We start from the raw sequence: 24,873 nt of genomic DNA, 5'->3' as shown, positions 1-24,873 counted from the left end.
AAAAAGCCAGGAAACATGCGAAAAGAGCATGAATCTTAGCTTTCAAGTTTCAGTTACTTAATCTTTTACTCAAGGGAAGAGGTGGTTTAAGGTAACTTCTTCCCTTTACTTTTCATATTATTTATTTCATTGTTACAAATTTATCTCTATCTAAGCAGTTCAACTGCTGCACACAATATTTACCCTAAAATTGAAGCTTGAAAGAAAATGTTCAAGCTTTTTCTTTTATTAACTTTTAATTTTTCTTACAATATAAAGTGAACTAGTACAGAAAGGACTAACCTAATGAAACAAACAGAATGTACAACTATTCTTGTCGGTAAAAACGCATCTATTGATGGTTCAACTATGATCGCTCGTAGTGAAGACGGCGGCCGCACAATTATTCCTGAAGGCTTCCAAGTTGTTAATCCAGCTGAGCAACCTAAGCACTACACCAGCGTTATCAGTAAGCAAGTAATCGATGATGAAGACTTAGCTATGCCTTCCCTTCGCTACACCAGTGCACCTGATGTCTCTGGTGAAAATGGTATCTGGGCAGCAGCTGGTATTAACTCAGAAAATATTGCTATGACTGCTACTGAAACTATTACTACTAACTCACGTATTCAAGGTGTTGACCCAATTCTTGATCCTTCTGAAGGCGGACTTGGTGAAGAAGATTTTGTTACTTTGACTCTTCCATACTTGCATTCTGCCTTTGATGGCGTTAAGCGTGTGGGTTATTTAGTTGAAAAGTACGGTACTTATGAAATGAACGGAATGGCCTTTTCTGATAAGGATACTATCTGGTATCTTGAAACTATCGGTGGCCACCACTGGATCGCACGCCGCATCCCAGATAATGCTTACGTTATCGCACCAAACCGTTTGAACATTGATGAATTCGACTTTGACGATACTGACAACTTCGCTGCTTCAAGTGATTTGAAAGATTTAATTGAAGAATACCACTTGAACCCAGACCGCGAAGGCTACAACATGCGTCACATCTTCGGTTCTTCAACCATCAAGGACGCCCACTACAATAACCCACGTGCTTGGTACATCCACAACTACTTTGACCCAGACTTCGGTGGTCAACCTAGTGATCAAGACCAACCTTTCATCTGTCACGCAAATCGTTTGATTAGTATTGAAGACATTAAGTGGGCAGAAAGTTCACACTACCAAGACACTCCATATGACGCATACGGCGATCAAGGTACCCCTGAACAAAAGAAGACTTTCCGTCCAATTGGTATTAACAGAAACTTTGAAACTCACGTTTTACAAATTAGAAATGATGTTCCAGAAGAAATTGCTGGTGTTCAATGGCTTGCCTTTGGACCAAACACTTTCAACAGTTTCGTTCCATTCTACACTAATGTAACTACTACTCCAGAAAGTTTCCAAACTACTCCTAAGTTCAACTTGAACAAGATCTTCTGGCTTAACAAGTTAGCTGCTCAACTTGGCGACACTAACTACCGCGTTTACGGCGAACTTGAAGACGCCTTTGAACAAAAGAGCTTGGCACAATGCCACAAGATCCAACATGATACTGACAAGGAAGTTGCAAAGCTTAGCGGCAAGGAATTGCAAGATAAGTTAATTGCAGCTAACCAATTGATGGCTGACACTGTTTACAACAACACTGTAGAGCTTCTCGGTCAAATGGTTGACGAAGGTCACGGTCTCATGACTTTGAAGTACGACTTGCTTGATTAGTAAACGTTTATTTAAACATAACAAAAGCAGGATTACATCAAATTGAGGTGTAGATCCTGCTTTATTTTTTATTCTGCAACAACTGCCTTTTTATCTTTGCCTTTGCTCTCTTCATTACCCTTAATTCTAAAGCTAACAACTACAGAACCTACCAAAGTAACTACTTCAATGGCAACCAAAATCACTAATGCAATGTAAACGTTCATTGTTCCTGAAATAGTAGTCAAAACTGTAGTCATCACTGGACCTACTGCCATTAAAATCGTGTTAAGCATTCCCATGCTAGTGGCCAAAATTTTATGATCAACTGAGCTAACCAACCATTGTGACATTTTAATTGAAGCAATTCCTGCTGTAGCTGATAAGAAAAACATAGCTATAAAAATTGCATAAGTATTGGCAGAAAGCACACATCCTGTCATTATGATGCCTAAAATATTTGCAACAATAGTCATTGAAAAAACTGACGCTTTCTTAAATAATTGTGGTCCAAACATTGAGCCTAAAGCAAAACCTGCACCACTCATCACACTCATTAAAGCGATGGTGAAACTGTAGGTACCTATTACCATTGTTGACTTATGTGCTGCCAAAACAATATTAGTCAATGGCTCAATAACACCCAATGAACCGTTTAATAATGCAATTACTAAAACTACAGTTAAAAGACCTTTTTGTTTCTTTACTTGGTTAAAAGAAGTTTTCATCGTAGCAAAGAATTTTTGATCATTTACTTGGTTAGTTTCAAGTGGCTTTTGTTGTTTTCTATGCTTAAAGCCAACGCTTGCATAAAGAATACCTGCGAGTAAAAATGTACCAGCATTCAAGAATGCTAATGAAGCATATGACATTACAAGAAGTAATCCAGCACCAATAAATTGAGCACCCATGTTAATAATTTGATTAATTCCGCTATTAAAACCTGCTGCTTCACCGAATTCTTTTTCACCAACAACATCTACAATCAATGGTGAAACTAAACCACCTGAGTATGACCCAACAGTATCAGAAATGAAATTAATTCCAATGATAATTAAAACCAGATTCCATTGTGATACATTTACAACGAAGAGTAAGCCTACTAAACTGTAAAGCACAAATCTGATGATGGCACATAAGAAAATATTTCTAAACTTGTTTTGAGTCTTATCTGCAAAGTAACCACCAAAGATTTCGAACAGTTTTGGTACTGATTCTGAAATTGCGATTAAAGAAAGTGCTAATGAATAGTTTTGTAATTTACTTGCGTAAGTCATGAAAGCTAAGTAGAAAAGCACATCACCTGCGCCTGATAAGAAACTCGCTACTGAAAATCTCCGAAAATCTTTATTTTTAAGGAATACGTTCATTTTCATTTCCCCCGTTTTTTGTCATTTTTAATGTTGATTTAATAATAAAGTATGTATAATAAAAAATATAAAAATGGCGTATTCGACATTCTTCGAGAGGAGAAAAACTATGACTATTGGTGAATTGCTTAAAAAAGAAAAGACCCAAAAAGAATGGGTCGGCAACATCGTAAGTACCTCCTACTATGCAAAAGTAGAAAAGAATGTTCATCGTATTAGTGCAGAAGATTTACTAGCATTGCTTGATTATAACAATATTTCCACCGAAGAATTTTTCCAGGAATTAAAAGATAGTCAAAATCCATTGAAATCTCAAAAAAACATATGGGCTAATACTGTTATCTCTGCAACGTATAACAATGACTTGTTAGCAATAAAAAGGGTTATGTATGAAATCAAAAAGAGTGATCTGCCTCAAGACAATAAAGAAAAATTACTACTTGAGAGTCAGGGCATGATCGAATCAGTTAAAATGGATACTATTCCAAACTATCAAACTGATCAAAAATTCATTCAAAAAATTAAAAAAGAAATTTTTAGTATTCCTGAAACCAATAAGTACAAGTTATCATTATATGCCAACTTTATTCATCTTTATGACTATGAAACCAGTACTGCTATTATTAGACAAATTTTGAAAAAATTTGATGTTAAGACTTCTAGTACCAAAGAGCAAGTTGCAATTGGAACAATACTTGTGAACTATCTTTCAAATTCAATAGAAACTAGTCATTATGACAAGCTTGGTTATTACTTTGATTTTGCTCAGAAATTACCGATTACTACTGATATATATTTAATTAAATGTAGTATTGCTTCACTTAAAAATTTATGGAAATATCATTTTGATCATAATCCAAAATATATCGAGAATTGTAGAACGATAGTTAAAACATATAATTTGAGTGGACTAAAAGAGGTTGGAAAAAGTGTCCAAGAATTGATTGATATGGAAATTAAGAAACAAAAATAAAATCAGGAGATCTTCTAGTGATTCCTGATTTTTTATTATGCATATTTACCTTTTTAGTTTTCTACTCAATTTTAATAAAACAAGTACTAATAAACTAACTCCAATAATTACAGGAGCCAGCTCAATTGCTACAAGTAGCAGTAACAAAATAATCACAAGCGGTGCATTTTCCAAAATCATCATCAAAGCTGCTGTCATCACTACAATTACATTAATCCGTGGATCACCGGGTAAAACAGCCGCACATGCAGCACCAATTGCCACGCTGCAGAAGATTGCTGGAAAGATTGTTCCACCTCGCCAGCCCATTACAAAGCCTAAATTAGAAATAATCGCTTTCCCAATTCCGATAATGAGTAAAGAAGCTACCGAAAGACTCAATGCCTTCTCACTAAATGGCACAATGCCAAATTCGCCAGAAAAAAGCATATCTTTTGTAATAAAAGTACTTGCTGCTAAAATTGCCCCAAAGATCAAACCTTGACCGATTTTACCAAAGCGTTCATTAATACCAATTGCAAACCAATTCTCTAAATGAACAAAGAACCAGCCAAAAGCAACACCCGCAATCAATGCTGGAATAGCAGTTAGTAAGTTAAGCCACTGCCAGTTAATCACTTGATGGTGAATACCAAAGACCCCTTCTTCAGGAAACAGCTTAAATACACAGGCTGCCCCAACAACGCCTACAAGAATTAACAAAAAAATAGTAATTTTCTTCAAAAATTTATTCTTAAACAGGCTGCTAAAGTGACCAGCTTTTGATAGCTCATCTTGTTGCATACGATTAAACCAAATATTTTTAGACTGATTATTTTGATTCATATAGTTAGACCACCGCAGACGGTCGCCCAGCCAATTAATCATACTACTGGTAATCACACTCGTTGACGCTTCTGGTCCAATACTACCGCCGCCACCAAGTGCTAAAAGACCTAAAACAAAGGACTTCCACCAATTTCGATAATTAATCTTACCATTCATTCTGACCTGAGTTAGCACCTGTTCAATAGTTAACGGATAATCGCCCAATTTTTTATTCAAAATTCCAATAACTAGACCAAACGGTAGGCAAACCAAAAATGGATAGCTCAATTTAATCATCCCTGACAAACCGCTATAATTTTGCCATACCAAATGAATTATCCAATTTACCAAATTTAGATATCCGGCTGTAACTATGCCAATGATAAAACTCCAAACAATCGCATAAACTATTTGATTTATTTTCCAAATCTTCATGCTATCATCCTTTAATTGTTCTATTAATTATCCATGTTAACTAAAATTACAATTTTTGGCTAGTTTTATCAAAAAAAGTCGTTAATAGCATCACCCACTATTTAACGACTTTTTATTAATGGACCAAATGAACAGCCACCATCATGATACTTAAGACAATAAAGATCCACGAAACAATCTTACTCAATTTTGTTTCATTGATTTCATTCGCAAACTTCGACCCAATTGCACCGGCTATAACCGCACCAGCCGCAATAATTAGCCCTAGTTTCCAATCAACATTGCCTTGTCTTGCATAACCAATTAATGATGATAACGCTGTGATACACATGATGAAAGTTGAAGTTCCAACTGCTTCATGCATTGGATAGTGCAAAATAAAGATGATTGTCAATAAGACCATCACACCGCCACCAGCACCAACCAAGCCACTGATGATTCCGATCAAAAAACCAAGGACAACCAATGATAAATCTTGCAAGACTTTTGAATCGAAATGTAGTCCTTTACTTGAATCAAATACTTTACCACCACGTCTTAATGTAGAAATTCCTGAAATTAATAAGACAATCGCAAAAGTTACATCAAGTGCTCCATCAGGAATCAACCCTGCCCAGTGGCTACCAAGTTGTGAACCAAGTATTGATCCCACAGCAATCCATAAACTCGCCGCCAATCTAACATTATGATGCTTAAAGTAGCTAACCGACACAATAATACTTGTAATTACGTCAACCAACAAACTGCTACCAATGGCAATATGAGAGTTAATCCCAAAAAACAAAGTTAAAGCAGGTACAACAATACTTACTCCACTAGCCCCAATTAAACTAGTCACTGAACCCGTTATCAATCCAATAATAATAGACCAAATAATCATTACAACCGACATTTTTCTCTCCACATATTTAAGTATAAGTACAACTTAATTAAAGTTTAAATCAAATGTTTTTACTATACAAGACTTAAAAATTCAACAAAAAAACCCGAATTATTCATTCGAGTTTCAAAATTTTATTTAATTAACATCATCCATTACACCTGGTACGTCAGGATCATCAATGATCGTTACATCTGCACCAAGTTGACGTAATTTTTCTTGAATACGATCATATCCACGTAAAATATTACCGGCTTGATCAATGATAGTTGTACCATCTGCCATCAACCCTGCAATCATCAAACATGCACCTGCACGGATTTCTCCAGCAGTTACTTCTGCGCCATGAAGATGGTTAGATGGATGAGCCAAAATAATATTATCTTCAACTTTAATATTAGCGCCCATCCTCTGCAATTGTGAAATATGTCCTATTCTCTTTGGATAGATGTTATCAATTACAACCCCTTCGCCACTCTTAGCAGTGAGTAAAAGCGGAGTAATTGGTTGCTGGAGATCAGTAGCAAAGCCTGGATAAACGTCAGTCTTTACTTGCACCATCTTTAAGTCCCCAGCTGGATAAACGTAGAGTGAATCTTCATCAGCATCAATTACTACACCCATTTCTTCAACCTTAGCTAAGTATGAATCAAGGTGTTCTTCAATGATGTTATGAATTCTAATCCCATTTCCAATACAAGCTGCTAAAGAAATATAAGTACCAGCTTCAATTCGATCAGGAATAATTGTATGAGGTATCTGAGCTTTTAATTGCTCTACTCCTTCAATTCTGATTGAGTCGGTTCCAGCACCTCTGATAGTAGCTCCCATGTTGTTTAAGAAGGTTGCTAAATCAATAATTTCTGGTTCTTTAGCTGCATTTTCAATAATAGTTTGGCCTGCGGCAGTTACACTTGCCATAATGATGTTCATCGTTGCCCCAACAGATGGCATCTTTAAATGTATCTTTGCACCGTGTAACCCCTCTTCAGGCGCAGTAATGATAATTTGATCATTTTCATTCTTTACACTTGCGCCCAAGGCCTCAAAGCCCTTGATATGTTGATCGATGGGACGAGGGCCAATGTCATCCCCACCTGGAAAACCTACAATTGCTTTGCCAAAGCGGCCAAGTAGAGCTCCCATAAAATAGTATGAGGCACGTAAACTCTTAATCTTACCGGCTGGCAATGGGCTCATTTTAATATCACGTGGATCAATGCGCAATGTTGTTTCTTGGAAATTACAGTGCACATCCATTTCAGCAAGCAAGTCCATCAAGTTATCAACGTCCGCAATTCTTGGAACACCTTCAAGAGTTATTGGCGTTCTTGATAAAATTGAAGCTGGTATTAGCGCAACTGTGGAATTCTTGGCGCCACCGATCCATACATCGCCCTGCAGGGGCTTTCCACCATGAATAATCATCTGCTTCATTGGCGAAAACAAATCCTTTTCTACTTTCAATAATTCATAATAATGTTAAAGGAAAATAGGAAAAAAAACAAGAGCAGAGACTCCTCTGTTCTTGTAATTTTAAGATTTTGTATAGTTCAAGTAATTAAATTTCTTTAGCAGGTAAGTCACTAGCAGCGCCGATGAATGACTTGAAGAGTCCTTCTGGTCGTTGTGGACGACTTAAAAATTCAGGGTGATATTGAGCTGCAATAAAGAATTTCTTTTCTGGCAATTCAATAATTTCTACCAAACGATTATCTGGAGAAACCCCACTGAAGACCATACCAGCCTTTTCAAATTCTTCACGGTACTTGTTGTTGAATTCGAAACGGTGACGGTGACGTTCTTGAATAACATCTTGGTCATCGTAAGCTTCGCGAGTCTTAGTACCCTTCTTTAAAGTAGCTGGGTAAAGACCTAAACGTAAAGTACCACCGATGTTTTCTTCATCACGCTTGTCAGCCATAATGTCAATAATGTTATTCTTGCAGTTAGGTTCTGCTTCAGCAGTATTGGCATCTTCTAAATTCAAGACATTACGTGCAAATTCAACACTAGCCATTTGCATACCAAGGCAAATTCCAAGGAATGGGATGTCGTGTTCACGAGCATACTTAATTGCAGTGATCATTCCTTCAAGACCACGAGTACCGAAACCACCAGGTACGATTAAACCATCAGAACCTTCCATAATTTCAGCAATATTATCTTCAGTAATGTCTTCTGCTTGAACTTTATCAACATCAATCTTACTTTCGTAAAGGTAACCAGCGTGTTGTAAAGCGTCAGTTACAGAAATATAAGCATCTTCAAGTTCAACATACTTACCAACCAAGGTGATCTTAGTGTGGTGCTTCAAGTTCTTAGCACGTTCATCAAGTCTAGTCCAAGCTGCCATATCAGCTTCTTTCTTAGGACTTTCAAGGTGTAAGAAGTCACAAACTTTTTGATCCATACCTTGCTTTTGGAATGACAAAGGAACATCGAATAATGATGGTTCATCAATTGATTCGATAATTCTTTCAACTGGAACATCAGTAAAGTCAGCAATCTTATCCTTGTGTTCTTGGTCGATTGGCATTTCAGCACGAAGAACCAACATATTTGGTTGAATACCAATGCTTCTAAGTTCAGCAACTGAATGTTGAGTTGGCTTAGTCTTCATTTCCTTAGCTGCGTGAAGGTATGGTACCAAAGTACAGTGAATGTACATTACATTTTCACTACCTACTTCACGGCGCATTTGACGAATAGCTTCCATGAATGGAGTTGATTCGATATCACCTACGGTACCACCGATTTCAGAAATAATTACATCTGAGTCAGTAGTTAAAGCTGCACGCATGATTTTCTTCTTAATCATGTCAGTGATATGTGGAATAACTTGAACAGTAGCACCGTGGTAATCACCGCGACGTTCTTTTTCTAAGACTTCTTGATAGATCTTACCAGTAGTTACGTTAGAATATTTGCTGGTTCTTACATCAACAATTCTTTCATAGTGACCTAAGTCAAGGTCTGCTTCAGTACCATCATCAGTTACATAAACTTCACCGTGTTGGTATGGATTCATTGTACCGGGATCGATGTTGATGTATGGATCAAACTTTTGCATAGTAACCTTAAGTCCGCGGTTCTTAAGTAAACGTCCCAAGCTTGATGCAGTAATACCTTTACCTAATGAAGATACTACACCACCTGTAACGAAGATGTATTTAGTCATTTACCTGCTCCTTTATTTAAAACCTGCAATTAAAACAAAAAAGCTCCCTAAACTAGGGAGCTAAACGCACATAGGGTGCCCAATGAAAATGTTATCTGCTTTTCACAATTAAGTCAAGCAAATTAATTATCTTCATCATCTTCATCATCACTTAATTGTGCTAATTGACCTTCAATACCATCTGGTAAGCTGTCATCTGTATCGTCATTATCTTCATCGTAATCTGAATCATCGCCGTAATCATCGTCACTATCTTCATCAGATACGTCAAGATCTTCATCTTCTGGGTCATCATTATCGTAGTCGATAATATCATCACTACCAGTACCAGATGCCAGAAAGGCATTAACCTTCTTGTGGTGCTTACGAACTGAATCTTCGTCTTCATCTTCTGGGTGGTTAACTTCTTCGTCAACTGATTCATATGGGAACCATGAACGAAGTGCCCATACATTGTCACCCATAGAAATGAATTCACCATCAGTGTTCATATCAGTATAAAATTGTGGCAAGCGGTCACGAATTTCTTCGTCACTCTTGTTCAAATATTTTTGTACAGCATTAACAATATCAGCAAAAGCCATTCTCTTGCCATGATCTTCCAAAATTGCACGAGCAACTTCAATCATTGACAATTCATCGCGATTTTTGTCTTTAAAGTCGTCTAATCCCACAGTTGTACGTCCTCTCTTTTTACAATCTTTACTATTTTACTAAGCGTCTAAGTAAAAATCAACGTGACTGTATAGTTACCTACTAAGTATAGACCACTAAAGAGGTCATATTCAACCTGAAGTTTTTGAGAATTGTCATTTTGATCAACAAATTCAAGTAAATTCGTCACGCTGGTTAAATCCATTTGCCTACCAGCCGCAACATAGCGGCAAGCTTTCTTTTCACCTGGGGTGAATTTTAATAAAGAATAATTATTGTGATCAACTCCACGTCTTAAAATTAATTCTTTATCCTTTAGCAACATTTTAACAGGAATTTCGCCATCTTCTAAATATGAAATTCTGATAGCTTGATCGCTGATCTCAATTTCACCAGTTGCATTTTTATGAAATGTTTCTGTATCATCACCTTGTGTGATTGTACTTGTTAAATCAATGTTTATCTTCGTCATACTACTCACTTATTTGCTATAATTTAGTTATATACATTCTAATATAGATTTACTAAAAAATTAAAGATTCAGCTTGAGGAATTTTTTATGCCAAGATTTCAAAGTGAAAAATTAAATCACGAAGTCGTTCTTCGTGACCCGATATACGGTTATATCCACATTGAGGATAAAGTTATCCTTGATATTTTACAATCAAAAGAATTTCAACGCATGAGACGAATCAAGCAACTGGGCCCTATTAGTTATGTTTTTCCAGGTGCTACCCATACTCGTTTTGAACATAATCTCGGCGTTTATGAATTAACTAGACAAATTTGTGATATTTTTGCAAAAAAATACCCATCAATTATGCCAGGTGATGGTCTTTGGGATGATGACAATCGCTTATTAGTTGAATGTGCCGGCTTACTTCATGATATCGGTCATGGCCCTTATTCTCATACATTTGAGCATTTATTTGACACCAATCATGAAAAGATCGGCCAACAAATCATCACTAATCCAAATACCGAAATTAACCGTGCATTAAAACAAGTTTCCAGCAACTTTCCTGATCTAGTTGCTAGCGTTATTGCTAAAACTTACCCTAACAATCAAGTAGTTAAGATGATTTCTAGCCAAGCAGACGCTGATAGAATGGACTATTTGCAACGGGATGCCTACTTTACTGGCGTTAATTATGGTCGCTTTGACTTATCCAGGGTTTTACGAGTAATCAGACCATATCGTGATGGGATCTGCTTTAACAATAATGGGATGCACGCTGTTGAAGACTACATTGTCTCACGCTACCAAATGTACCAACAGATATATTTCCACCGCGTTGGTCGCTCAATGGAAGTTATCTTACATCATTTACTTCAAAGAGCTAAAGATGTCTATCAACACGGCAACTTAAAAGTCACACCAAGTTTATCCAAGTTCTTAGAAGGCACTTGGACACTAGATGACTATCTTAAACTTGATGACGGAGTAATGGAAACCAATTTCTCAATGTGGATTGATTCAGGGGATCCAATCTTATCAGACTTATGTAAACGCTACTTGTATCGTAAACCGTTAGCTAGCGTCCGTATTAACGAAGAGACCAAAAATCTCCTTCCTAAGTTAAATGATTTAATTAGTCAAGCCGGGTTTGATCCTGATTATTACACTGATATTAATTCAGCCTTTGATGAACCATATGATGCTTATAAGCCAACAGGTAAAAATGCAAATAGTCAGATCGAAATCATGCAAGACGATGGTACAATGATTGAATTGTCTGAATTAAGTCCGTTAGTGCGTGCACTTAACGGTACTTTTCAAGGTGATGAGCGTTTCTTCTTCCCAAAGACTATGCTTTCGCAAAGCAATGAACCGCAGATTTTTGATCCACTTTATCAAGAATTTCAAAAATACGTCAGAAATGGTGAATTAAGATATTTAAGAAAGCCTAAGAAAAAATCGTAAAAAACAAAACACTGGTAGGTTTACCAATTATGGCAAATCTACCAGTGTTTTTTTGCACAATTTTGTCTGTGCTTTTCTTCTTGATATCTAGTATTAAATAATGGGCTAAGTGGCTTATGTTCTTGAATAAGCTTGATTGCATCCCCCATAAGTGGACCAACAGATACAAGAACCATCTTGTCCAACTTCTTTTCAATTGGTTGATTAATAGAATCAGTCAAGACCAAATTCTTAATTGGAGAATCATTTAATCTCTTGATAGCTGGACCTGATAAAACAGCATGAGTTGCACTTGCATAAACTTCAGTTGCACCTGCATCAATTAAAGCTTGTGCAGCTAAAGTAATGGTGCCAGCAGTATCGATCATATCATCAATGATGATTGCACGCTTACCCTTAACGTCACCAATGATGTTCATAACTTCAGCAACATTGGCACGTGGACGGCGCTTATCAACAATCGCAATTGAAGTACCTAAGAATTCAGCAAGCTTTCTTGCACGAGTAACACCACCGTGGTCAGGTGAAACAACAACTGCATCTTTTTCAAGACCGTTACGCAAGAAGTAATCTGCCAAAAGTGGTGCACCCATCAAATTATCAACAGGGATATCAAAGAATCCTTGAATTTGTGGAGCATGCAAATCAAGTGAAAGAACACGATCTGCACCTGCTGTTTGAAGCATGTCGGCAACAAGCTTAGCAGTAATTGGTTCACGCGCACGCGTTTTACGATCTTGACGAGCATAGCCGTAGTAAGGAAGCACAATGTTAACAGTGCGAGCACTTGCACGGCGTACAGCATCAATCATAATCAGTAATTCCATCAAATTATCATTAACTGGTGCACTTGTTGATTGAATCAAATAAACATCTTTACCACGAACTGATTCATCAATATTGATTTGAATTTCACCATCGCTGAATCTTTCAACACTTGACTTTGAAAGTGGTACCCCTACGCGGTCGGCAATTTTTTGTGCCAAAGGTACGTTTGAATTAAGGGCAAAAATCATTAAATCGTCTTTATAAGACATAATTTCCTCCGTAAAAATATGCTAACAACCCTTATTTTAGCAGAGATTGCATAAAAATGTACTATTTACAAACATATTTTTATTGATTGGCCTAGTTTATTCGCTTTCATCTTCTTTTTTAACAAAGATAATTTGTCTACCAGAATCAACATAATTCAAAAGTTGTAGGTCCTCTGGATTAATATGAGTTAACACATTAACTTTTTCATCTGCTGGCAAATCTCGCTTAGTAATTTCAACTTCGCCTTTATAGCGCAAATATTTATCATTATCACAAGTAACGCTCCCCATAGGGCGTGAAACAGCTGCTATAGGCTCAATATTGAATAGCTGGCGACTTCTACTCTCAACCAATCTAATCACGTCTCTTGCTGCATCTGGGTGGTTATGCCACGTATTAGTAGTTAACTCCTCGACATCTTCATCAAGATGTAAAGTAATCGCATTCTTTTTTAAATAATTAGTGAAGCTATCAATTGTTGACGATTTAAGAGAAGCGTCTCCAATAAAGACATGATCACATCCTAATTGCTTAAGCTCTAAAGCATCGGCAAGTGGATTTTGATAACGATGTTTTTCAAGAGTTGGTAAACCAGCGAAAATCGGTCCACGCAATTCTCCATCTCCTGGAACAAAGGCCGCAATTTCAAAGTCATATTGCTTAAGCCAGTCGTTCTTCTCTTTAAACCATTGACTATCTAATCCGGTCTCAGGACGTGGATAAAAATTGTGCCATGCCTGCAAATGACTGAAAGCAGCATTATATTCTTTTAATTGCGTTAATTGCTCATCTGTAATCGTGCTCGCATTCAAGGCAATCGGCATCGACTTTGACAATTTAGCAACGATATTCATCGCAATCCCATCATCAATTCTTAGCCCAGTCAAATTCAAAGCTTGTACTTGACCAACATCAGCAACGTCTACTCCCATATTTTTCAAACTGTCTTCTGATACATCTGCTAAAACTTCAAGATCTAAGTTCTGGCACCATTTAGTTAATTCTTTTAAGCGCGCCAATACTTTGGATGGATCTTCTTCTGGAATTTGTAAAGAAGTAAAAATTGTATCAAAACCAGCATTACGCATCGTGATTAAGTAATTGTAATCAATCGCCGTTAAATCACGGCCTAAATATACTGAAAAACCTAGCATACTATACTCCTATAAAAGCGTTTTCTTTTCATGCTATTATTTTAAACTAAAAACTCTTAAAATTTATTAATTATGTTTTTCTGTATCAAAATTGTAATGTAACAAAAAAAGAGGCCTACATCGTCAGGCCTCTTTCTTGTGTTTTGATTTTTTAGAAAACAAAGTCAAAAGCCCTTTGATGAGGTCAATCAACTTTTATCTGTATCTATTACTCACTTAAAGATATTTCCTACAAACTTAATTCCCTAAGTTGTTTATATTATATAACATCGGTTATTTTATACAAGTTTTTTAGCAAAAAAAGTGCCAAGCAATCAAATTTTTGCTTGGCACTTTTAAATAAAACTATGTTATTTAACTCAAATCAAACTAATTATTAGTTGTTAGTAGTTGATTGAGTTGTAGTTGCAGTAGAATTATTAACTACATTGTTATTAGTATCAGTTGTAGTTGTTGAAGTTGCTGGTTGAGTTGGTTGTGCTTGACCATTCAATGCAGCTTCAGCCTTCTTAACAGCATCTACAGCATTGTTAACATCTAACACACTAGCAGTAGTTGAACTAATAATAGATTGTGCTTTAGAAATAGCGTTATCATAAGCAGTCTTCAATTCACTTGAAGAACCAGTGTATTTCACACTGTTTCTAACAGTAGTTGCAGTGTTAACCAAAGCATTCAAATTAGCCTTGTCAGTTGCAGTAGCTACAGTTGCAGCTTGACGAGCTTGTTCTGGAGTATTATTAGCAACCAATGAAGTTCCACTAAGAGTGCTTACATCAGAAACCTTGATATATGAGTTGTCCTTACTTACGATCTTGTAGAATTCTTCAGCTTTGTTTTCTGAAGCAATCCAGATCCAAGTACGTTCTGATACGCGAAGACGGTAACCTTCAGCGAAAGTTTGGTTTGATACAACTTGACCCTTATTGTTGTAAGTTGAAGCGTTGTTTCTCAAAGTTACAACAGTATCAGTTGAAGCATTAGTTGTTGATGGACTTGGTTCAACGTATGATGAATCATCAATCAATTTAGGTCCAGATTCTACATATGCATTAACAGCTTTGATCCATTGTGAATTTTCTGAGTCATTACCAACTTGGTAGTACCACTTACCATCAATCTTCTTTGCAGAGTAAGCTTGGTATTCTGCACCCTTACTGAAGAGAATTTCTGGTGAGTAAGCATCACCATTTTCATCGTAAACGATTGAATTCTTAACAAGCTTGATGTAGGTAATTTCCTTTTCTGAATCTTCAGTCTTCTTTTCAATATTACCAGACTTGATGTAACGACCAGCACCAATGTAGTAGTATTCCTTACCCTTAATCTTCTTAGTGCCTAAAGTTTCAATCTTAGCATTCTTCTTTACAACGCCTGCTGCTTTATTTCTCTTACCATTCTTGTCGTAAGCAAAAGCATTCTTAACTACCTTAACAGTATCAGCAGTTTCGACATTATTAGCCTTAACATAGCGGCCGCTTCCTAAGTTGTAGTACGCATCATCACCAAGTGACATAGTGCCTACGTAAGTAATTTCAGCGTTTTTCTTTAGAGTACCTGCAGACTTAATTCTCTTACCATTCTTATCGTAAACGTAAGAATTCTTAGTTACCTTTGCAAGCTTAGGGGTAACCTTTTTGGTAGTCTTTTTAGCAGTGGTTTTCTTAGTAGTGGTTTTGGTTGCAGTAGTTTTTGAAGTACTAGTTGAAGCTTTAGTTGACTTACTTGATGAAGCAGTAGATGACTTAGCTTCTGTTGACTTAGTGTCTTTAGTTGAAGTAGTTGACTTCTTCTTAGTGCTTAATGAAGTAGCGTCAGAAGCCTTGATGTAGCTTGAATTACCAAGAGAATAGTATTTTTCCCCATCGATGGTCTTTGTACCTTTGCTAATAAGCTTTACACCTTTAGCAATAGTAGTCCACTTCTTGCTACCCATGTATGTCTTAGCAAGCTTACCATTTTCATCATAAACTCTGGTCTTAGCAGTAGTTACAATGTTAGCTGCACTATTTGCATTAGTAGTTTTGGTTGTAGTCTTTGTATTAGTAGTTGACTTCTTAGTAGTCTTGCTAGTAGCAGCTTGAGCAAAGTTACTTTGACCTGCAACAACTGGACTTACGGCCATCAATGCTGCAGCTGAAACCATAACAATCTTATGACTTAATTTCATTTTTACCTCTCATTAATAGACACATATATTATCTCTTTTTAACGACAAGTCGTATTATACAACAAACTAAAGACCACTCCGAATAAAAGTGGCCTTTCTAACAATTTATTAATTAAACTGACAAGTCTTTGTAACAATTATCTAGCTTTAACGTCGCTAGCTAAAATGTAAAAGTGGTTTGGTTCCAATGCATAGTACTTAGTACCATTGATGGTTTCAGTACCGTGACCCATAATCTTGACACCCTTGCCAATAGTAGTCCACTTCTTGCTACCCATGTAAGTCTTAGCAAGCTTACCATTTTCATCATAAACTCTAGTCTTCTTAGTAGTTACTAATGGAGTTGAAGAAACCTTCTTGGTGGTCTTTGATGACTTAGTTGACTTCTTTGAAGTAGTTGACTTAGTGGTAGTCTTCTTTGAAGTTGCCTTCTTAGTTGACTTTGACTTAGAACTTGAAGCTTGTGAACCATTTAAGTTCAAGGTAACATTGCTTGAACCATCCTTGTATTGAACTGAGCCCTTAACAGCGCTTGCTGGAAGCCAGTACTTATAGTCAGTTTGGATGCTTAAGTAAGTTTCGTTACCGATCTTCTTAACGTTCCAGATAGTGTATGAGCCACCCTTAGGAGCAGTTTTATTAGTCTTCTTACCGTTTCTATCTACAAAGCGTACACTCTTAACAGTCTTAACCTTACTGTTCTTACCATCAGTGTTGTAGATAGTAGAAGCAGCTTGCACAGTAGCGTTACTTGCCAATGTAGTTCCTACTACTGGGCTAACTCCTAAAATTGCAGCAGCTGAAACCATAACTAATTTGCGACTTAACTTCATATATCTCATTCCTCGTTAAAAAATTCTAATTTAATAGTTCGCTAACTATTGTAAAACATTTGTAACGAAATAGTGCTATTAAATGCTTATTTTACTTTTTCTTAGTCTTTTTAACTGTTTTATTACTTACTGGAATTTTTTCAAGATTTTTAGCCTTCACCCAACCTTGATCGGTTATATAAAATTGTGTCCCGTTAACGGTCTTTAAAGCGTATCCTGTGACTTTTTGCCCCTTCTTAAGGGTAATGACCGTCCCTTTATTTAAAAGCCCTTGATCGTTATAAACATAAGAATTACGCTTAACTCGTAACTGCACGGCATTAACTGGATTATAAAGTTGGTAACTCAAGACGCCTTTGGAGTCTGTGCTCAAAATCATCATGTTATTGTTATCTTCACGATACCAAACTGTCCCGCGGACACTTGAAGATGGCAACCATTTTTTGCTTTTAGTACCGTAATAAATAATCGAACCAGAATAGCGGGCATAGTAAATACGATATCCACTTTCTTTTTTAGCAAGTGATTTTGTTTTTTTATTATTTGAATCGACAAAATAAGTGTTTTTGTTCAAAATAACATAGCTATTTTTTTGATCGGTAGTAATAATTTTGACACTGTCTTTTTTTGATTTTGTTTTAGTGCTTTTACTTACCGTTTTACTATTAGTAGTTTTAGCTGTTTTGGTAGTATCCGCATCTACAGGTTGGGCTAGCATTAATAAAGCAAATGGTAATAAAACCATCACTAATTCTTTTATCTTTTTCATTTTTAATCCTTTTCAAAATCATCCTTGCCTTTATTATATGCTAAAACCGCAAAAAAAGACTGAAACAGATTCTGTCTCAGTCTTTATTATTTATTGCCAATCCTTATCTTGGGAAAGAGGTAATTTTTGCCAATAGTTATCTTTGTTAACTTGACGACCGCGGCCAATTGCCATTTGGTACTTACCAACATCTTGAGTAACAGTAGTATCAGCAGCAATAAAGGCGTGGTCAGCAACGTTAATTGGCGCAATCAAAGTTGATCCAGCACCAATAAATGAGTGATCACCGACATTAGTATGGAACTTTTGAACTCCATCATAATTTGAGAAGATAGTACCACAGCCAACGTTAATGTCCTTACCCAATGTAGCATCTCCCACATAAGTTAAGTGACCTACTTTACTATCAACACCAATTTCAGCCTTCTTAATTTCAACGAAGTTACCGATGTGAGCACCTGAACGAATTACAGACTTTGGACGAAGGTGTGAGTTAGGGCCAATATCTGTATTATCATCCATTTCAGATTCTTCAATAGTTGAAGAAGTTACAGTAACGTTATCCCCAATTAGAGAATCGATAATTCTTGAACCGTTAGTAATTAAACTGCCACTACCGATCTTAGTCTTACCTTTAATTACAACATTGCCTTCAATGACAGTATCGTTACCAATTTCAACACCTGCATCGATATAAGCAGTATCAGGATCAATGAAAGATACACCATCACGCATGTGATTTTCATTAATTCTCTTTTGCATAATCTTAGTAGCTTGAGCTAAGGCAATGCGGTCGTTAACACCGAGACTTTCGCTGAAGTCAGGCATTTTGTATGCACCAACTCTTTTACCTTCATTACGCAAGATTTCAAGAACATCAGTCAAGTAATATTCCCCTTGAGAGTTGTTATTAGTAACATGGCTCAAGGCTTCAAATAATTCCTTGTTGTTGAAGCAGAAAACGCCAGTATTAATTTCTTTAATCTTAAGTTCTTCTGGATTACCGTCTTTTTGTTCAACGATTCTTAAAACATTGCCTTGATCATCACGAATAATTCGTCCATAGCCGAATGGATTAGGGGCTTCTGCAGTTAAAACAGTGGCTGCATAGCCTTTTTCAGCATGATATTCAAACAAGTTTTTGAAAGTTTCAGTAGTAAATAATGGCGTATCACCTGTTACAACTAAAGTTGCGCCATCTTCATTACCTAAGATATCCTTAGTGGTCAAAACAGCGTGACCGGTACCCAATTGTTTTTCTTGAAAAGCAAATTTTGACTTACCTGCCAAAACTTTTTCCACATCTTCTGCACCGGTACCAACAACAGTGACAATCTTTTCTGGATCGACACCGCTTGCTGCATCAACAACATGTTCAACCATGGTCTTACCGCAAACTTTATGTAAAACCTTGTATAACTTGGACTTCATACGAGTCCCCTTGCCAGCTGCAAGAACTACTACAAATTTCTTCATTAGTTTAACCTCTTAATTTCAAAACTAGATATAAGTATATCATTTATTTTGAAAACGACTAAAATCAGTCTCACTCAAAAAGTTGCCTGGTTCAGCTAAGATAATTCGTTTTTGAGTATCGATCTTACTAATCTTGATCAAAGAAATGTAATTGTCGATCAATTTTTGCTTATCAAAATCTGCTTCGCAAAGTACGCAAACGCCAGCAACAGTGCAGCTGAATTCTTTAACTAAGCCTTCCATCCCCGTTAAAGTTCCGCCGCCTTTCATAAAGTCATCAACGATTAAAACGTTAGATCCCTTAGGCAATGCTCTAGTTGGCAACTCCATCTTCGAAACACGATCTAATGACGATGAAATGTAGTTAACAGAAACAGTGGCACCTTCCGTTACTTTTGAACGCTTTCTTGCAGTCACAAAAGGAACATTAAGATAACGTGCAACAGCTTGTGCTAAAGCAATACCTTTAGTTTCAATAGTCATCACAGCATCAACGTCTGAATAAGCATAGCGAGTCGCAATTAATTCACCAATGCGGCGTAAGTCTTGAGAATTGCCCAAAACATCAGATAAGTAGACAAAGCCACCTGGTAAAATTCGACTTGGATCTTCAATTCGGGATGCTAAGTCGGATAAATACTTGTCAGCATGTTTTTGACCTAAGTACGGAATATAATGGACACCTCCGGAAGCACCTGCTACAGTTTCCAAAATTCCGTCTTGGTTGCTTGCTAGAGTGTGTTTCAAAATAGCTAAGTCTTCAGAGATTGATGATTTGGCAGCATCATAACGCTTAGCAAAAAATGGTAGTGATATCAAGGTGTGCGGACGTTCCATTAAATATTTGGTCATGTCCACTAATCTTTCTGAACGTTTCATCTTGTTTCCTTTCTAATGTTTGTTTTTATCTTAAACAAATATACTCTAAAAGCTAAAAAAAATCACTAACATTTTGATGTTAGTGATAAATTTTATTCACTTTTTTATTAAGCTTCAGCTTCATTATCAAATTCTAAAGCAATGTTCTTAGTTAAAAGATCCGTATAACTGTAAGAAACATGTTCAAAATTATTTTGATCTTGATCCAATTCAACTACAAAGACTGCAGGGAAAGTTTCTTTTAAAACCCCACGTCTTTTAGTAATTTTCTTACGTCCCGCTTGAGCTACAATCGTTAGGGATTCGCCTAAGTGAGAATCCAACTTATTTTTAATCGTGATAATCGATGATGACAAATAAAACAGCTCCTTTGGATCGATTTTACCACAACTTTATTATCATAGCAAGTCTTTCACAAAGCTGTAAACTATCTATTCTATTTTTCTGGAACTGTTTTTGCAATTTGAATAAATTGTTCAATTGTCAAATCTTCAGGACGAACAGTTGGCTTTACACCTAGAGAAGCAATTAATTCCGCTCTCTTATCAGCATCAGGAATCAGTGTCTTCAAATTATTGTTTAAAGTCTTTCTTCTCTGGCTAAAACACATCTTAACTACCCAATTAAAGTGCTTACGATTAGCGATTTTTGGCTTATCTTTAAGCGGGATTAAAACAACAACGCTTGAGTCTACCTTAGGCTTAGGCATGAAAGAATTATGGTTAACGTTTAAAGCAAGCTTAACTTCAAGCTGCGTCTTAACGGCAATTGTTAATGGTCCAAATTCCTTACTACCCGGATCTGCTTCAAGACGCTCTGCAACTTCTTTTTGCATCATCAAAGTTAAGCTAGTAAAGTTCAAACCACTTTCCGCTAAAGCAAAAATAATCGGTGTAGTGATATAGTATGGCAAGTTAGCCACAACTTTAACGGGCTTGGATAAATCAAAGAACCCGCTCAAATCTGTTTCAAAATCAGCCTTCAAAACATCCTTCAACATAATCTTGAAGCGCTGGTCTAAGTCCTCACCATCGATCTTAGCTGGTAATTCATTTTTCAAAATTTCAGGTAAAGAATCATCAACTTCATAAGCAAAAACTTTCCCACCAGCAAGCAAAAGTTGCTCAGTTAAAGAACCGATCCCAGGTCCAATTTCAATGATTTGATCACCTGGCTCAACGTCAGCAGCATGCACGATACCCATAATGGCATCCATATCAACCAAGAAATTTTGACCTAAATTCTTTTTTGCTTTAACAAAATAACGATTAACAATTGCTTGAGTTCTAACTGGAGAACCAATTGGAATTTTATTTACCACTGTTTGCCTCCTCAACCGCATGAGTTAATTCATCAAGACTAATACCAAAAGTATTTAGCCGCTTATAAAAAGTTTTTGCATTACCATAGCCTACGCTCAAAATTGCGCCAACGCGCTCACGCAGTTGCTTAGAACCTGCTCCTGCAGCTAGACCTAATCGGCGGTAGTCTTCTTCAGTTAGATCACTTTGGCGTTCTTCAACTTCGTGTAAATCACTAAGAGCACGCTCAAGTGCTTCTTTTGAAGCGTGTTCAACTCCTAAACTATTGCCCCTTTTTTCTGGTTCGCCTTCTTTACGAGTGATAAAGGCCTGCTTAGCGCTTGGCACTGCTTCAGTCACAATTCGACGAATTCGTTCACCATTAAAGTCCGGGTCAGTAAAAATAATAATCTCTCGACTCTTACTTAATTTTTTCAGTTCAGATAAAACTACTTCAGATACAGCTGAGCCGTTAGTTTCAATTGTCTCAATTCCCGGAAAAAACTGCTTTAAACGAATCGTATCATCTTTTCCTTCTACAACTACAACTGCATTGAAATTCTTTTTATTTAAGATCATAAACTCTCACAGTATTTTCATAAGTTGCGTTTGCTACTTCTTCAAGACTAATATCTCTCAATTTAGCAATCGCTTCAGCAACATAACGTACATAGCCTGGTTCATTTTGACGGCCGCGATATGGCTTAGGAGTCAAGTATGGCGCATCAGTTTCTATCATTAAGCGGTCCATCGGTATAGCTTGGGCAGATTCATGTACTTCAACTGCCTTAGTAAATGAAACAACACCAGAGTATGAGAAATAGACATTAAGATCTAAAAACTTATTCAACCAATTAACTCCACCATTAAAATTATGCAAAATTGCTCCATATTCAAGATTACTTTCTTTCAAAATCTTGTAGCAATCATCAAACGCATCTCTTGTATGGATATCAATTGGCATCTTAAGATCATGTGCAATCTCAATTTGCCGCCTAAAAACTTCACGCTGCTTGTCACGCGGCGATTCATCCCAATAATAATCAAGACCAGCTTCGCCTAATGCAACTACCTTAGGCATCTGAAGTTGTTCAATCAACTTATCTTCTGCTGCTTGATCAAAGTCTTTAGCAACATCAGGACAATATGCCACCATTGCATAAACATTGTCAAAGCGCTGGGCTAAATCGATTGCTCGATCATTAAATTCAGGGTCTTGCCCTGCACAAATCATCTTAGTAACACCTAATGAACGCGCCTTTTCAAGGTAAAATTCTTCCTTACCGCGAAATGGTTCATCATTTAAGTGCGTATGATTATCGATTAACTCCATTAGCCTAATTCTGCTCCATTTGCGTGTTCATCGCCTACGATAGCTAACTTGATCTTGCCGTCTTTTTCACTAGACAAAAGCATCCCTTCACTAAGATGACCAAGCATCTTGCGAGGCTTCAAGTTAGTTACAGCTAAGACTTTCTTATCAAGCAACTCACTTGCATCTGGGTAGAATTTACGGATACCACTAAGAATTTGACGTTCCTTGCCATCACCAAAATCAAGCTTGAACATCAACAGCTTGCTTGAACCCTTAACTGGTTCTACTGATAAAACTTGACCAACTTGGATCTTTACCTTATCAAAATCATCGATAGTGATTTCATTGCTTTGTTTTTGTTCACTTCTAGTGGTCTTCTTAGGTTTAGCCTTAGCCATTTCGTCCTTGATGTACTTAATTTCTTCATCAGCTTTAAGTCTTGGGAAAATTGGTTTAGCCTTTTCAATTACCTTAACTCCCCAGCCAAAGTCATTAAAGGCTAAGTTTCTTTGGCTTTCATCTTCCCAATTAAGACCAAGTTGTTCGAACATCTTAGGTGCAGTTTCTGTCATTACCGGTTCGATCATAACTGCAATTAAGCGCAAGCTTTCAGCCAAGTTAGACATTACGTGTGAAAGTTCTTTAGTCTTGCCTTCTTTATTCAAAGTCCAAGGAGTAGTTTCATCAATATACTTGTTAGCACGAGAAACAAGCTTCCAAATACTGTCTAAAGCTTGGGAGAAGTGCAATGAATCCATGTATTCTCTGTATTCAGAAATCACGCTAGCGGCAGTATCATCTAAGTCCTTACCAAACTTATCTTGACCTACTGGAAGTGGATCAACGTGACCAGCTTGGTATTGGTTAATCATTGAAACAGTTCTATTCAACAAGTTACCTAAGTCGTTAGCTAAGTCGAAGTTGATTCGATCAATGAAGTCTTCTGGTGTAAAAATTCCATCTGCGCCAAATGGAAGTGCACGCATCAAGTAGTAACGAAGTGGGTCAACACCATAGCGGCTAGTAAGTGATTCTGGGTAAACTGCGTTACCTTTGGACTTAGACATCTTACCATCTCTCATTAAGACCCAACCGTGACCGATGATGTGCTTTGGAAGTGGTAAATCAAGTGCCATAAGCATAATTGGCCAGTAAATAGTGTGGAAGCGGACAATTTCCTTACCTACCAAGTGAACATCAGCAGGCCAGTACTTCTTAAAGAGTGAGTCATCATCTGAACCATAACCTAAAGCAGTAATATAGTTTGAAAGTGCATCGATCCAAACATAAACAACGTGCTTTGGATCACTTGGAACCGGAATTCCCCAGTCAATTGTAGTACGAGTTACTGATAAGTCTTCCAAACCTGGCTTAATGAAGTTGTTAACCATTTCTTTTTCACGAGAATTTGGCAAGATAAATTCAGGATGTTCCTTGTAGTATTCCATCAATCTATCAGCGTACTTGCTCATCTTGAAGAAGTATGAAGGTTCCTTAACAAGACGAACTTCGTGACCACTTGGAGCCATACCGCCAATAACGTTACCTTCATCATCTCGATAAACTTCTTTAAGTTGTGACTCAGTAAAGTATTCTTCATCTTCAACTGAGTACCAACCGGTATATTCGCCTAAGTAGATGTCGCCTTGTTTTAAAAGACGTTCAAAAATCTTTTGAACAGCCTTAACGTGTTCTTCATCAGTAGTTCTAATGAACTTGTCGTAAGAAATATCAAGACTCTTCCACAATTTCTTGTATGAATCTGCCATCTTATCTACGTATTCTTGAGGTTTAATTCCTTGTGCCTCAGCTTTTTGTTCAATCTTTAAACCGTGTTCATCAGTACCAGTTAAAAAGAAAGTATCGAAGCCTTGGCTACGCTTGTAACGAGCCATTGTATCAGCTGCAATTGTAGTGTAAGCATTACCGATCGTTAATCTGCCAGACGGATAATAAATTGGGGTTGTAATATAAAAAGTATCTTTTTCAGCCATTAATAATTACTCCTTTAACTGATTTTAGTCT

22 protein-coding genes are annotated in these 24,873 nt (G+C 36.9%); 3 read left to right on the top strand and 19 right to left on the bottom strand.

Features of this window, described 5'->3' with window-relative positions; all coding sequences use genetic code 11:
- The first annotated feature begins 285 nt into the window (after nucleotides 1–285).
- Nucleotides 286–1,710 carry a C69 family dipeptidase gene (locus FC46_RS04260; RefSeq protein WP_057798197.1) on the top strand — a complete coding sequence of 475 codons (1,425 nt, stop codon included), beginning with the start codon at nucleotides 286–288 and terminating at the stop codon, nucleotides 1,708–1,710.
- Nucleotides 1,711–1,778: 68 nt separating this feature from the next.
- On the opposite strand, the gene FC46_RS04255 is transcribed toward FC46_RS04260, so the two are convergent.
- On the bottom strand, nucleotides 1,779–3,059 hold the full coding sequence (locus FC46_RS04255) for an MFS transporter (RefSeq protein ID WP_057798195.1): 1,281 nt from the start codon (nucleotides 3,057–3,059) through the stop codon (nucleotides 1,779–1,781).
- Between the two features lie 109 nt (nucleotides 3,060–3,168).
- Between FC46_RS04255 and FC46_RS04250 the strand changes: the two genes are divergently transcribed.
- Nucleotides 3,169–4,032: a helix-turn-helix domain-containing protein gene (locus tag FC46_RS04250; RefSeq protein ID WP_057798193.1), complete on the top strand. Its 864-nt coding sequence runs from the start codon at nucleotides 3,169–3,171 to the stop codon at nucleotides 4,030–4,032.
- A gap of 45 nt (nucleotides 4,033–4,077) precedes the next feature.
- On the opposite strand, the gene FC46_RS04245 is transcribed toward FC46_RS04250, so the two are convergent.
- The 6 genes from FC46_RS04245 to FC46_RS04220 form a co-directional block, all read right to left on the bottom strand.
- Nucleotides 4,078–5,274 (bottom strand): chloride channel protein, encoded by a 1,197-nt coding sequence (locus FC46_RS04245; protein WP_057798191.1) that lies wholly within the window; start codon nucleotides 5,272–5,274, stop codon nucleotides 4,078–4,080.
- A 115-nt stretch (nucleotides 5,275–5,389) separates the two neighbouring features.
- A complete protein-coding gene (locus FC46_RS04240) occupies nucleotides 5,390–6,166 on the bottom strand; it encodes a sulfite exporter TauE/SafE family protein (protein WP_057798189.1) in 777 nt (258 codons plus the stop codon).
- Nucleotides 6,167–6,292: 126 nt separating this feature from the next.
- Entirely contained in the window at nucleotides 6,293–7,591 is a 1,299-nt protein-coding gene (locus FC46_RS04235; RefSeq protein WP_057798188.1) for a UDP-N-acetylglucosamine 1-carboxyvinyltransferase, read from the bottom strand.
- Nucleotides 7,592–7,715: 124 nt separating this feature from the next.
- On the bottom strand, nucleotides 7,716–9,335 hold the full coding sequence (locus FC46_RS04230; protein WP_057798186.1) for a CTP synthase: 1,620 nt from the start codon (nucleotides 9,333–9,335) through the stop codon (nucleotides 7,716–7,718).
- Nucleotides 9,336–9,457: 122 nt separating this feature from the next.
- Complete coding sequence (rpoE, locus tag FC46_RS04225) at nucleotides 9,458–10,009, bottom strand: DNA-directed RNA polymerase subunit delta (RefSeq protein WP_057798184.1); 552 nt, start codon at nucleotides 10,007–10,009, stop codon at nucleotides 9,458–9,460.
- Between the two features lie 47 nt (nucleotides 10,010–10,056).
- Nucleotides 10,057–10,461 carry a YwiB family protein gene (locus FC46_RS04220; protein WP_057798182.1) on the bottom strand — a complete coding sequence of 135 codons (405 nt, stop codon included), beginning with the start codon at nucleotides 10,459–10,461 and terminating at the stop codon, nucleotides 10,057–10,059.
- Nucleotides 10,462–10,548: 87 nt separating this feature from the next.
- Here FC46_RS04220 and FC46_RS04215 point away from each other — a divergent pair, with 87 nt between their 5' ends.
- Nucleotides 10,549–11,913, top strand: coding sequence for an HD domain-containing protein (locus FC46_RS04215; RefSeq protein WP_057798180.1), 1,365 nt, complete (start codon nucleotides 10,549–10,551; stop codon nucleotides 11,911–11,913).
- A gap of 38 nt (nucleotides 11,914–11,951) precedes the next feature.
- On the opposite strand, the gene FC46_RS04210 is transcribed toward FC46_RS04215, so the two are convergent.
- The 12 genes from FC46_RS04210 to metG form a co-directional block, all read right to left on the bottom strand.
- Entirely contained in the window at nucleotides 11,952–12,950 is a 999-nt protein-coding gene (locus tag FC46_RS04210; protein ID WP_057798178.1) for a ribose-phosphate diphosphokinase, read from the bottom strand.
- A gap of 96 nt (nucleotides 12,951–13,046) precedes the next feature.
- A complete protein-coding gene (locus tag FC46_RS04205) occupies nucleotides 13,047–14,105 on the bottom strand; it encodes a DUF871 domain-containing protein (RefSeq protein WP_057798176.1) in 1,059 nt (352 codons plus the stop codon).
- Nucleotides 14,106–14,481: 376 nt separating this feature from the next.
- Nucleotides 14,482–16,275 carry an SLAP domain-containing protein gene (locus FC46_RS04200; RefSeq protein WP_057798173.1) on the bottom strand — a complete coding sequence of 598 codons (1,794 nt, stop codon included), beginning with the start codon at nucleotides 16,273–16,275 and terminating at the stop codon, nucleotides 14,482–14,484.
- Between the two features lie 137 nt (nucleotides 16,276–16,412).
- Nucleotides 16,413–17,108 carry an SLAP domain-containing protein gene (locus tag FC46_RS04195; protein ID WP_057798171.1) on the bottom strand — a complete coding sequence of 232 codons (696 nt, stop codon included), beginning with the start codon at nucleotides 17,106–17,108 and terminating at the stop codon, nucleotides 16,413–16,415.
- A gap of 91 nt (nucleotides 17,109–17,199) precedes the next feature.
- Complete coding sequence (locus tag FC46_RS04190) at nucleotides 17,200–17,877, bottom strand: SLAP domain-containing protein (RefSeq protein WP_057798169.1); 678 nt, start codon at nucleotides 17,875–17,877, stop codon at nucleotides 17,200–17,202.
- 90 nt (nucleotides 17,878–17,967) lie between these two features.
- Nucleotides 17,968–19,353, bottom strand: a complete 1,386-nt coding sequence (gene glmU, locus FC46_RS04185) for a bifunctional UDP-N-acetylglucosamine diphosphorylase/glucosamine-1-phosphate N-acetyltransferase GlmU (protein ID WP_057798168.1) — start codon at nucleotides 19,351–19,353, stop codon at nucleotides 17,968–17,970.
- Between the two features lie 39 nt (nucleotides 19,354–19,392).
- A complete protein-coding gene (gene purR, locus FC46_RS04180; protein ID WP_057798166.1) occupies nucleotides 19,393–20,232 on the bottom strand; it encodes a pur operon repressor in 840 nt (279 codons plus the stop codon).
- A gap of 107 nt (nucleotides 20,233–20,339) precedes the next feature.
- Complete coding sequence (locus tag FC46_RS04175) at nucleotides 20,340–20,588, bottom strand: Veg family protein (RefSeq protein WP_057798164.1); 249 nt, start codon at nucleotides 20,586–20,588, stop codon at nucleotides 20,340–20,342.
- Nucleotides 20,589–20,668: 80 nt separating this feature from the next.
- A complete protein-coding gene (gene rsmA / locus FC46_RS04170; RefSeq protein WP_057798162.1) occupies nucleotides 20,669–21,553 on the bottom strand; it encodes a 16S rRNA (adenine(1518)-N(6)/adenine(1519)-N(6))-dimethyltransferase RsmA in 885 nt (294 codons plus the stop codon).
- Nucleotides 21,543–22,112, bottom strand: a complete 570-nt coding sequence (rnmV, locus tag FC46_RS04165) for a ribonuclease M5 (RefSeq protein WP_057798160.1) — start codon at nucleotides 22,110–22,112, stop codon at nucleotides 21,543–21,545. The genes rsmA and rnmV overlap by 11 nt, the downstream gene beginning before the upstream one ends.
- Complete coding sequence (locus FC46_RS04160; protein ID WP_057798159.1) at nucleotides 22,099–22,866, bottom strand: TatD family hydrolase; 768 nt, start codon at nucleotides 22,864–22,866, stop codon at nucleotides 22,099–22,101. The genes rnmV and FC46_RS04160 overlap by 14 nt, the downstream gene beginning before the upstream one ends.
- A complete protein-coding gene (gene metG, locus FC46_RS04155; protein WP_057798157.1) occupies nucleotides 22,866–24,842 on the bottom strand; it encodes a methionine--tRNA ligase in 1,977 nt (658 codons plus the stop codon). The genes FC46_RS04160 and metG overlap by 1 nt, the downstream gene beginning before the upstream one ends.
- Between the last annotated feature and the right edge of the window lie 31 nt (nucleotides 24,843–24,873).

This window comes from Lactobacillus kalixensis DSM 16043 (genome assembly GCF_001434335.1).
GTDB classification, from domain to species: Bacteria; Bacillota; Bacilli; order Lactobacillales; family Lactobacillaceae; genus Lactobacillus; species Lactobacillus kalixensis.
This window is presented reverse-complemented; position numbering and strand designations above follow the sequence as displayed.

Excerpts from the sequence above, each read along its gene's own strand:
- FC46_RS04260 (WP_057798197.1), top strand. The coding sequence starts at position 286 with ATGAAACAAACAGAATGTACAACTATTCTTGTCGGTAAAAACGCATCT.
- FC46_RS04255 (WP_057798195.1), bottom strand. The coding sequence starts at position 3,059 with ATGAACGTATTCCTTAAAAATAAAGATTTTCGGAGATTTTCAGTAGCG.
- FC46_RS04250 (WP_057798193.1), top strand. The coding sequence starts at position 3,169 with ATGACTATTGGTGAATTGCTTAAAAAAGAAAAGACCCAAAAAGAATGG.
- FC46_RS04245 (WP_057798191.1), bottom strand. The coding sequence starts at position 5,274 with ATGAAGATTTGGAAAATAAATCAAATAGTTTATGCGATTGTTTGGAGT.
- FC46_RS04240 (WP_057798189.1), bottom strand. The coding sequence starts at position 6,166 with ATGTCGGTTGTAATGATTATTTGGTCTATTATTATTGGATTGATAACG.
- FC46_RS04235 (WP_057798188.1), bottom strand. The coding sequence starts at position 7,591 with ATGAAGCAGATGATTATTCATGGTGGAAAGCCCCTGCAGGGCGATGTA.
- FC46_RS04230 (WP_057798186.1), bottom strand. The coding sequence starts at position 9,335 with ATGACTAAATACATCTTCGTTACAGGTGGTGTAGTATCTTCATTAGGT.
- FC46_RS04220 (WP_057798182.1), bottom strand. The coding sequence starts at position 10,461 with ATGACGAAGATAAACATTGATTTAACAAGTACAATCACACAAGGTGAT.
- FC46_RS04215 (WP_057798180.1), top strand. The coding sequence starts at position 10,549 with ATGCCAAGATTTCAAAGTGAAAAATTAAATCACGAAGTCGTTCTTCGT.
- FC46_RS04210 (WP_057798178.1), bottom strand. The coding sequence starts at position 12,950 with ATGTCTTATAAAGACGATTTAATGATTTTTGCCCTTAATTCAAACGTA.
- FC46_RS04205 (WP_057798176.1), bottom strand. The coding sequence starts at position 14,105 with ATGCTAGGTTTTTCAGTATATTTAGGCCGTGATTTAACGGCGATTGAT.
- FC46_RS04200 (WP_057798173.1), bottom strand. The coding sequence starts at position 16,275 with ATGAAATTAAGTCATAAGATTGTTATGGTTTCAGCTGCAGCATTGATG.
- FC46_RS04195 (WP_057798171.1), bottom strand. The coding sequence starts at position 17,108 with ATGAAGTTAAGTCGCAAATTAGTTATGGTTTCAGCTGCTGCAATTTTA.
- FC46_RS04190 (WP_057798169.1), bottom strand. The coding sequence starts at position 17,877 with ATGAAAAAGATAAAAGAATTAGTGATGGTTTTATTACCATTTGCTTTA.
- glmU (WP_057798168.1), bottom strand. The coding sequence starts at position 19,353 with ATGAAGAAATTTGTAGTAGTTCTTGCAGCTGGCAAGGGGACTCGTATG.
- purR (WP_057798166.1), bottom strand. The coding sequence starts at position 20,232 with ATGAAACGTTCAGAAAGATTAGTGGACATGACCAAATATTTAATGGAA.
- rnmV (WP_057798160.1), bottom strand. The coding sequence starts at position 22,112 with ATGATCTTAAATAAAAAGAATTTCAATGCAGTTGTAGTTGTAGAAGGA.
- FC46_RS04160 (WP_057798159.1), bottom strand. The coding sequence starts at position 22,866 with ATGGAGTTAATCGATAATCATACGCACTTAAATGATGAACCATTTCGC.
- metG (WP_057798157.1), bottom strand. The coding sequence starts at position 24,842 with ATGGCTGAAAAAGATACTTTTTATATTACAACCCCAATTTATTATCCG.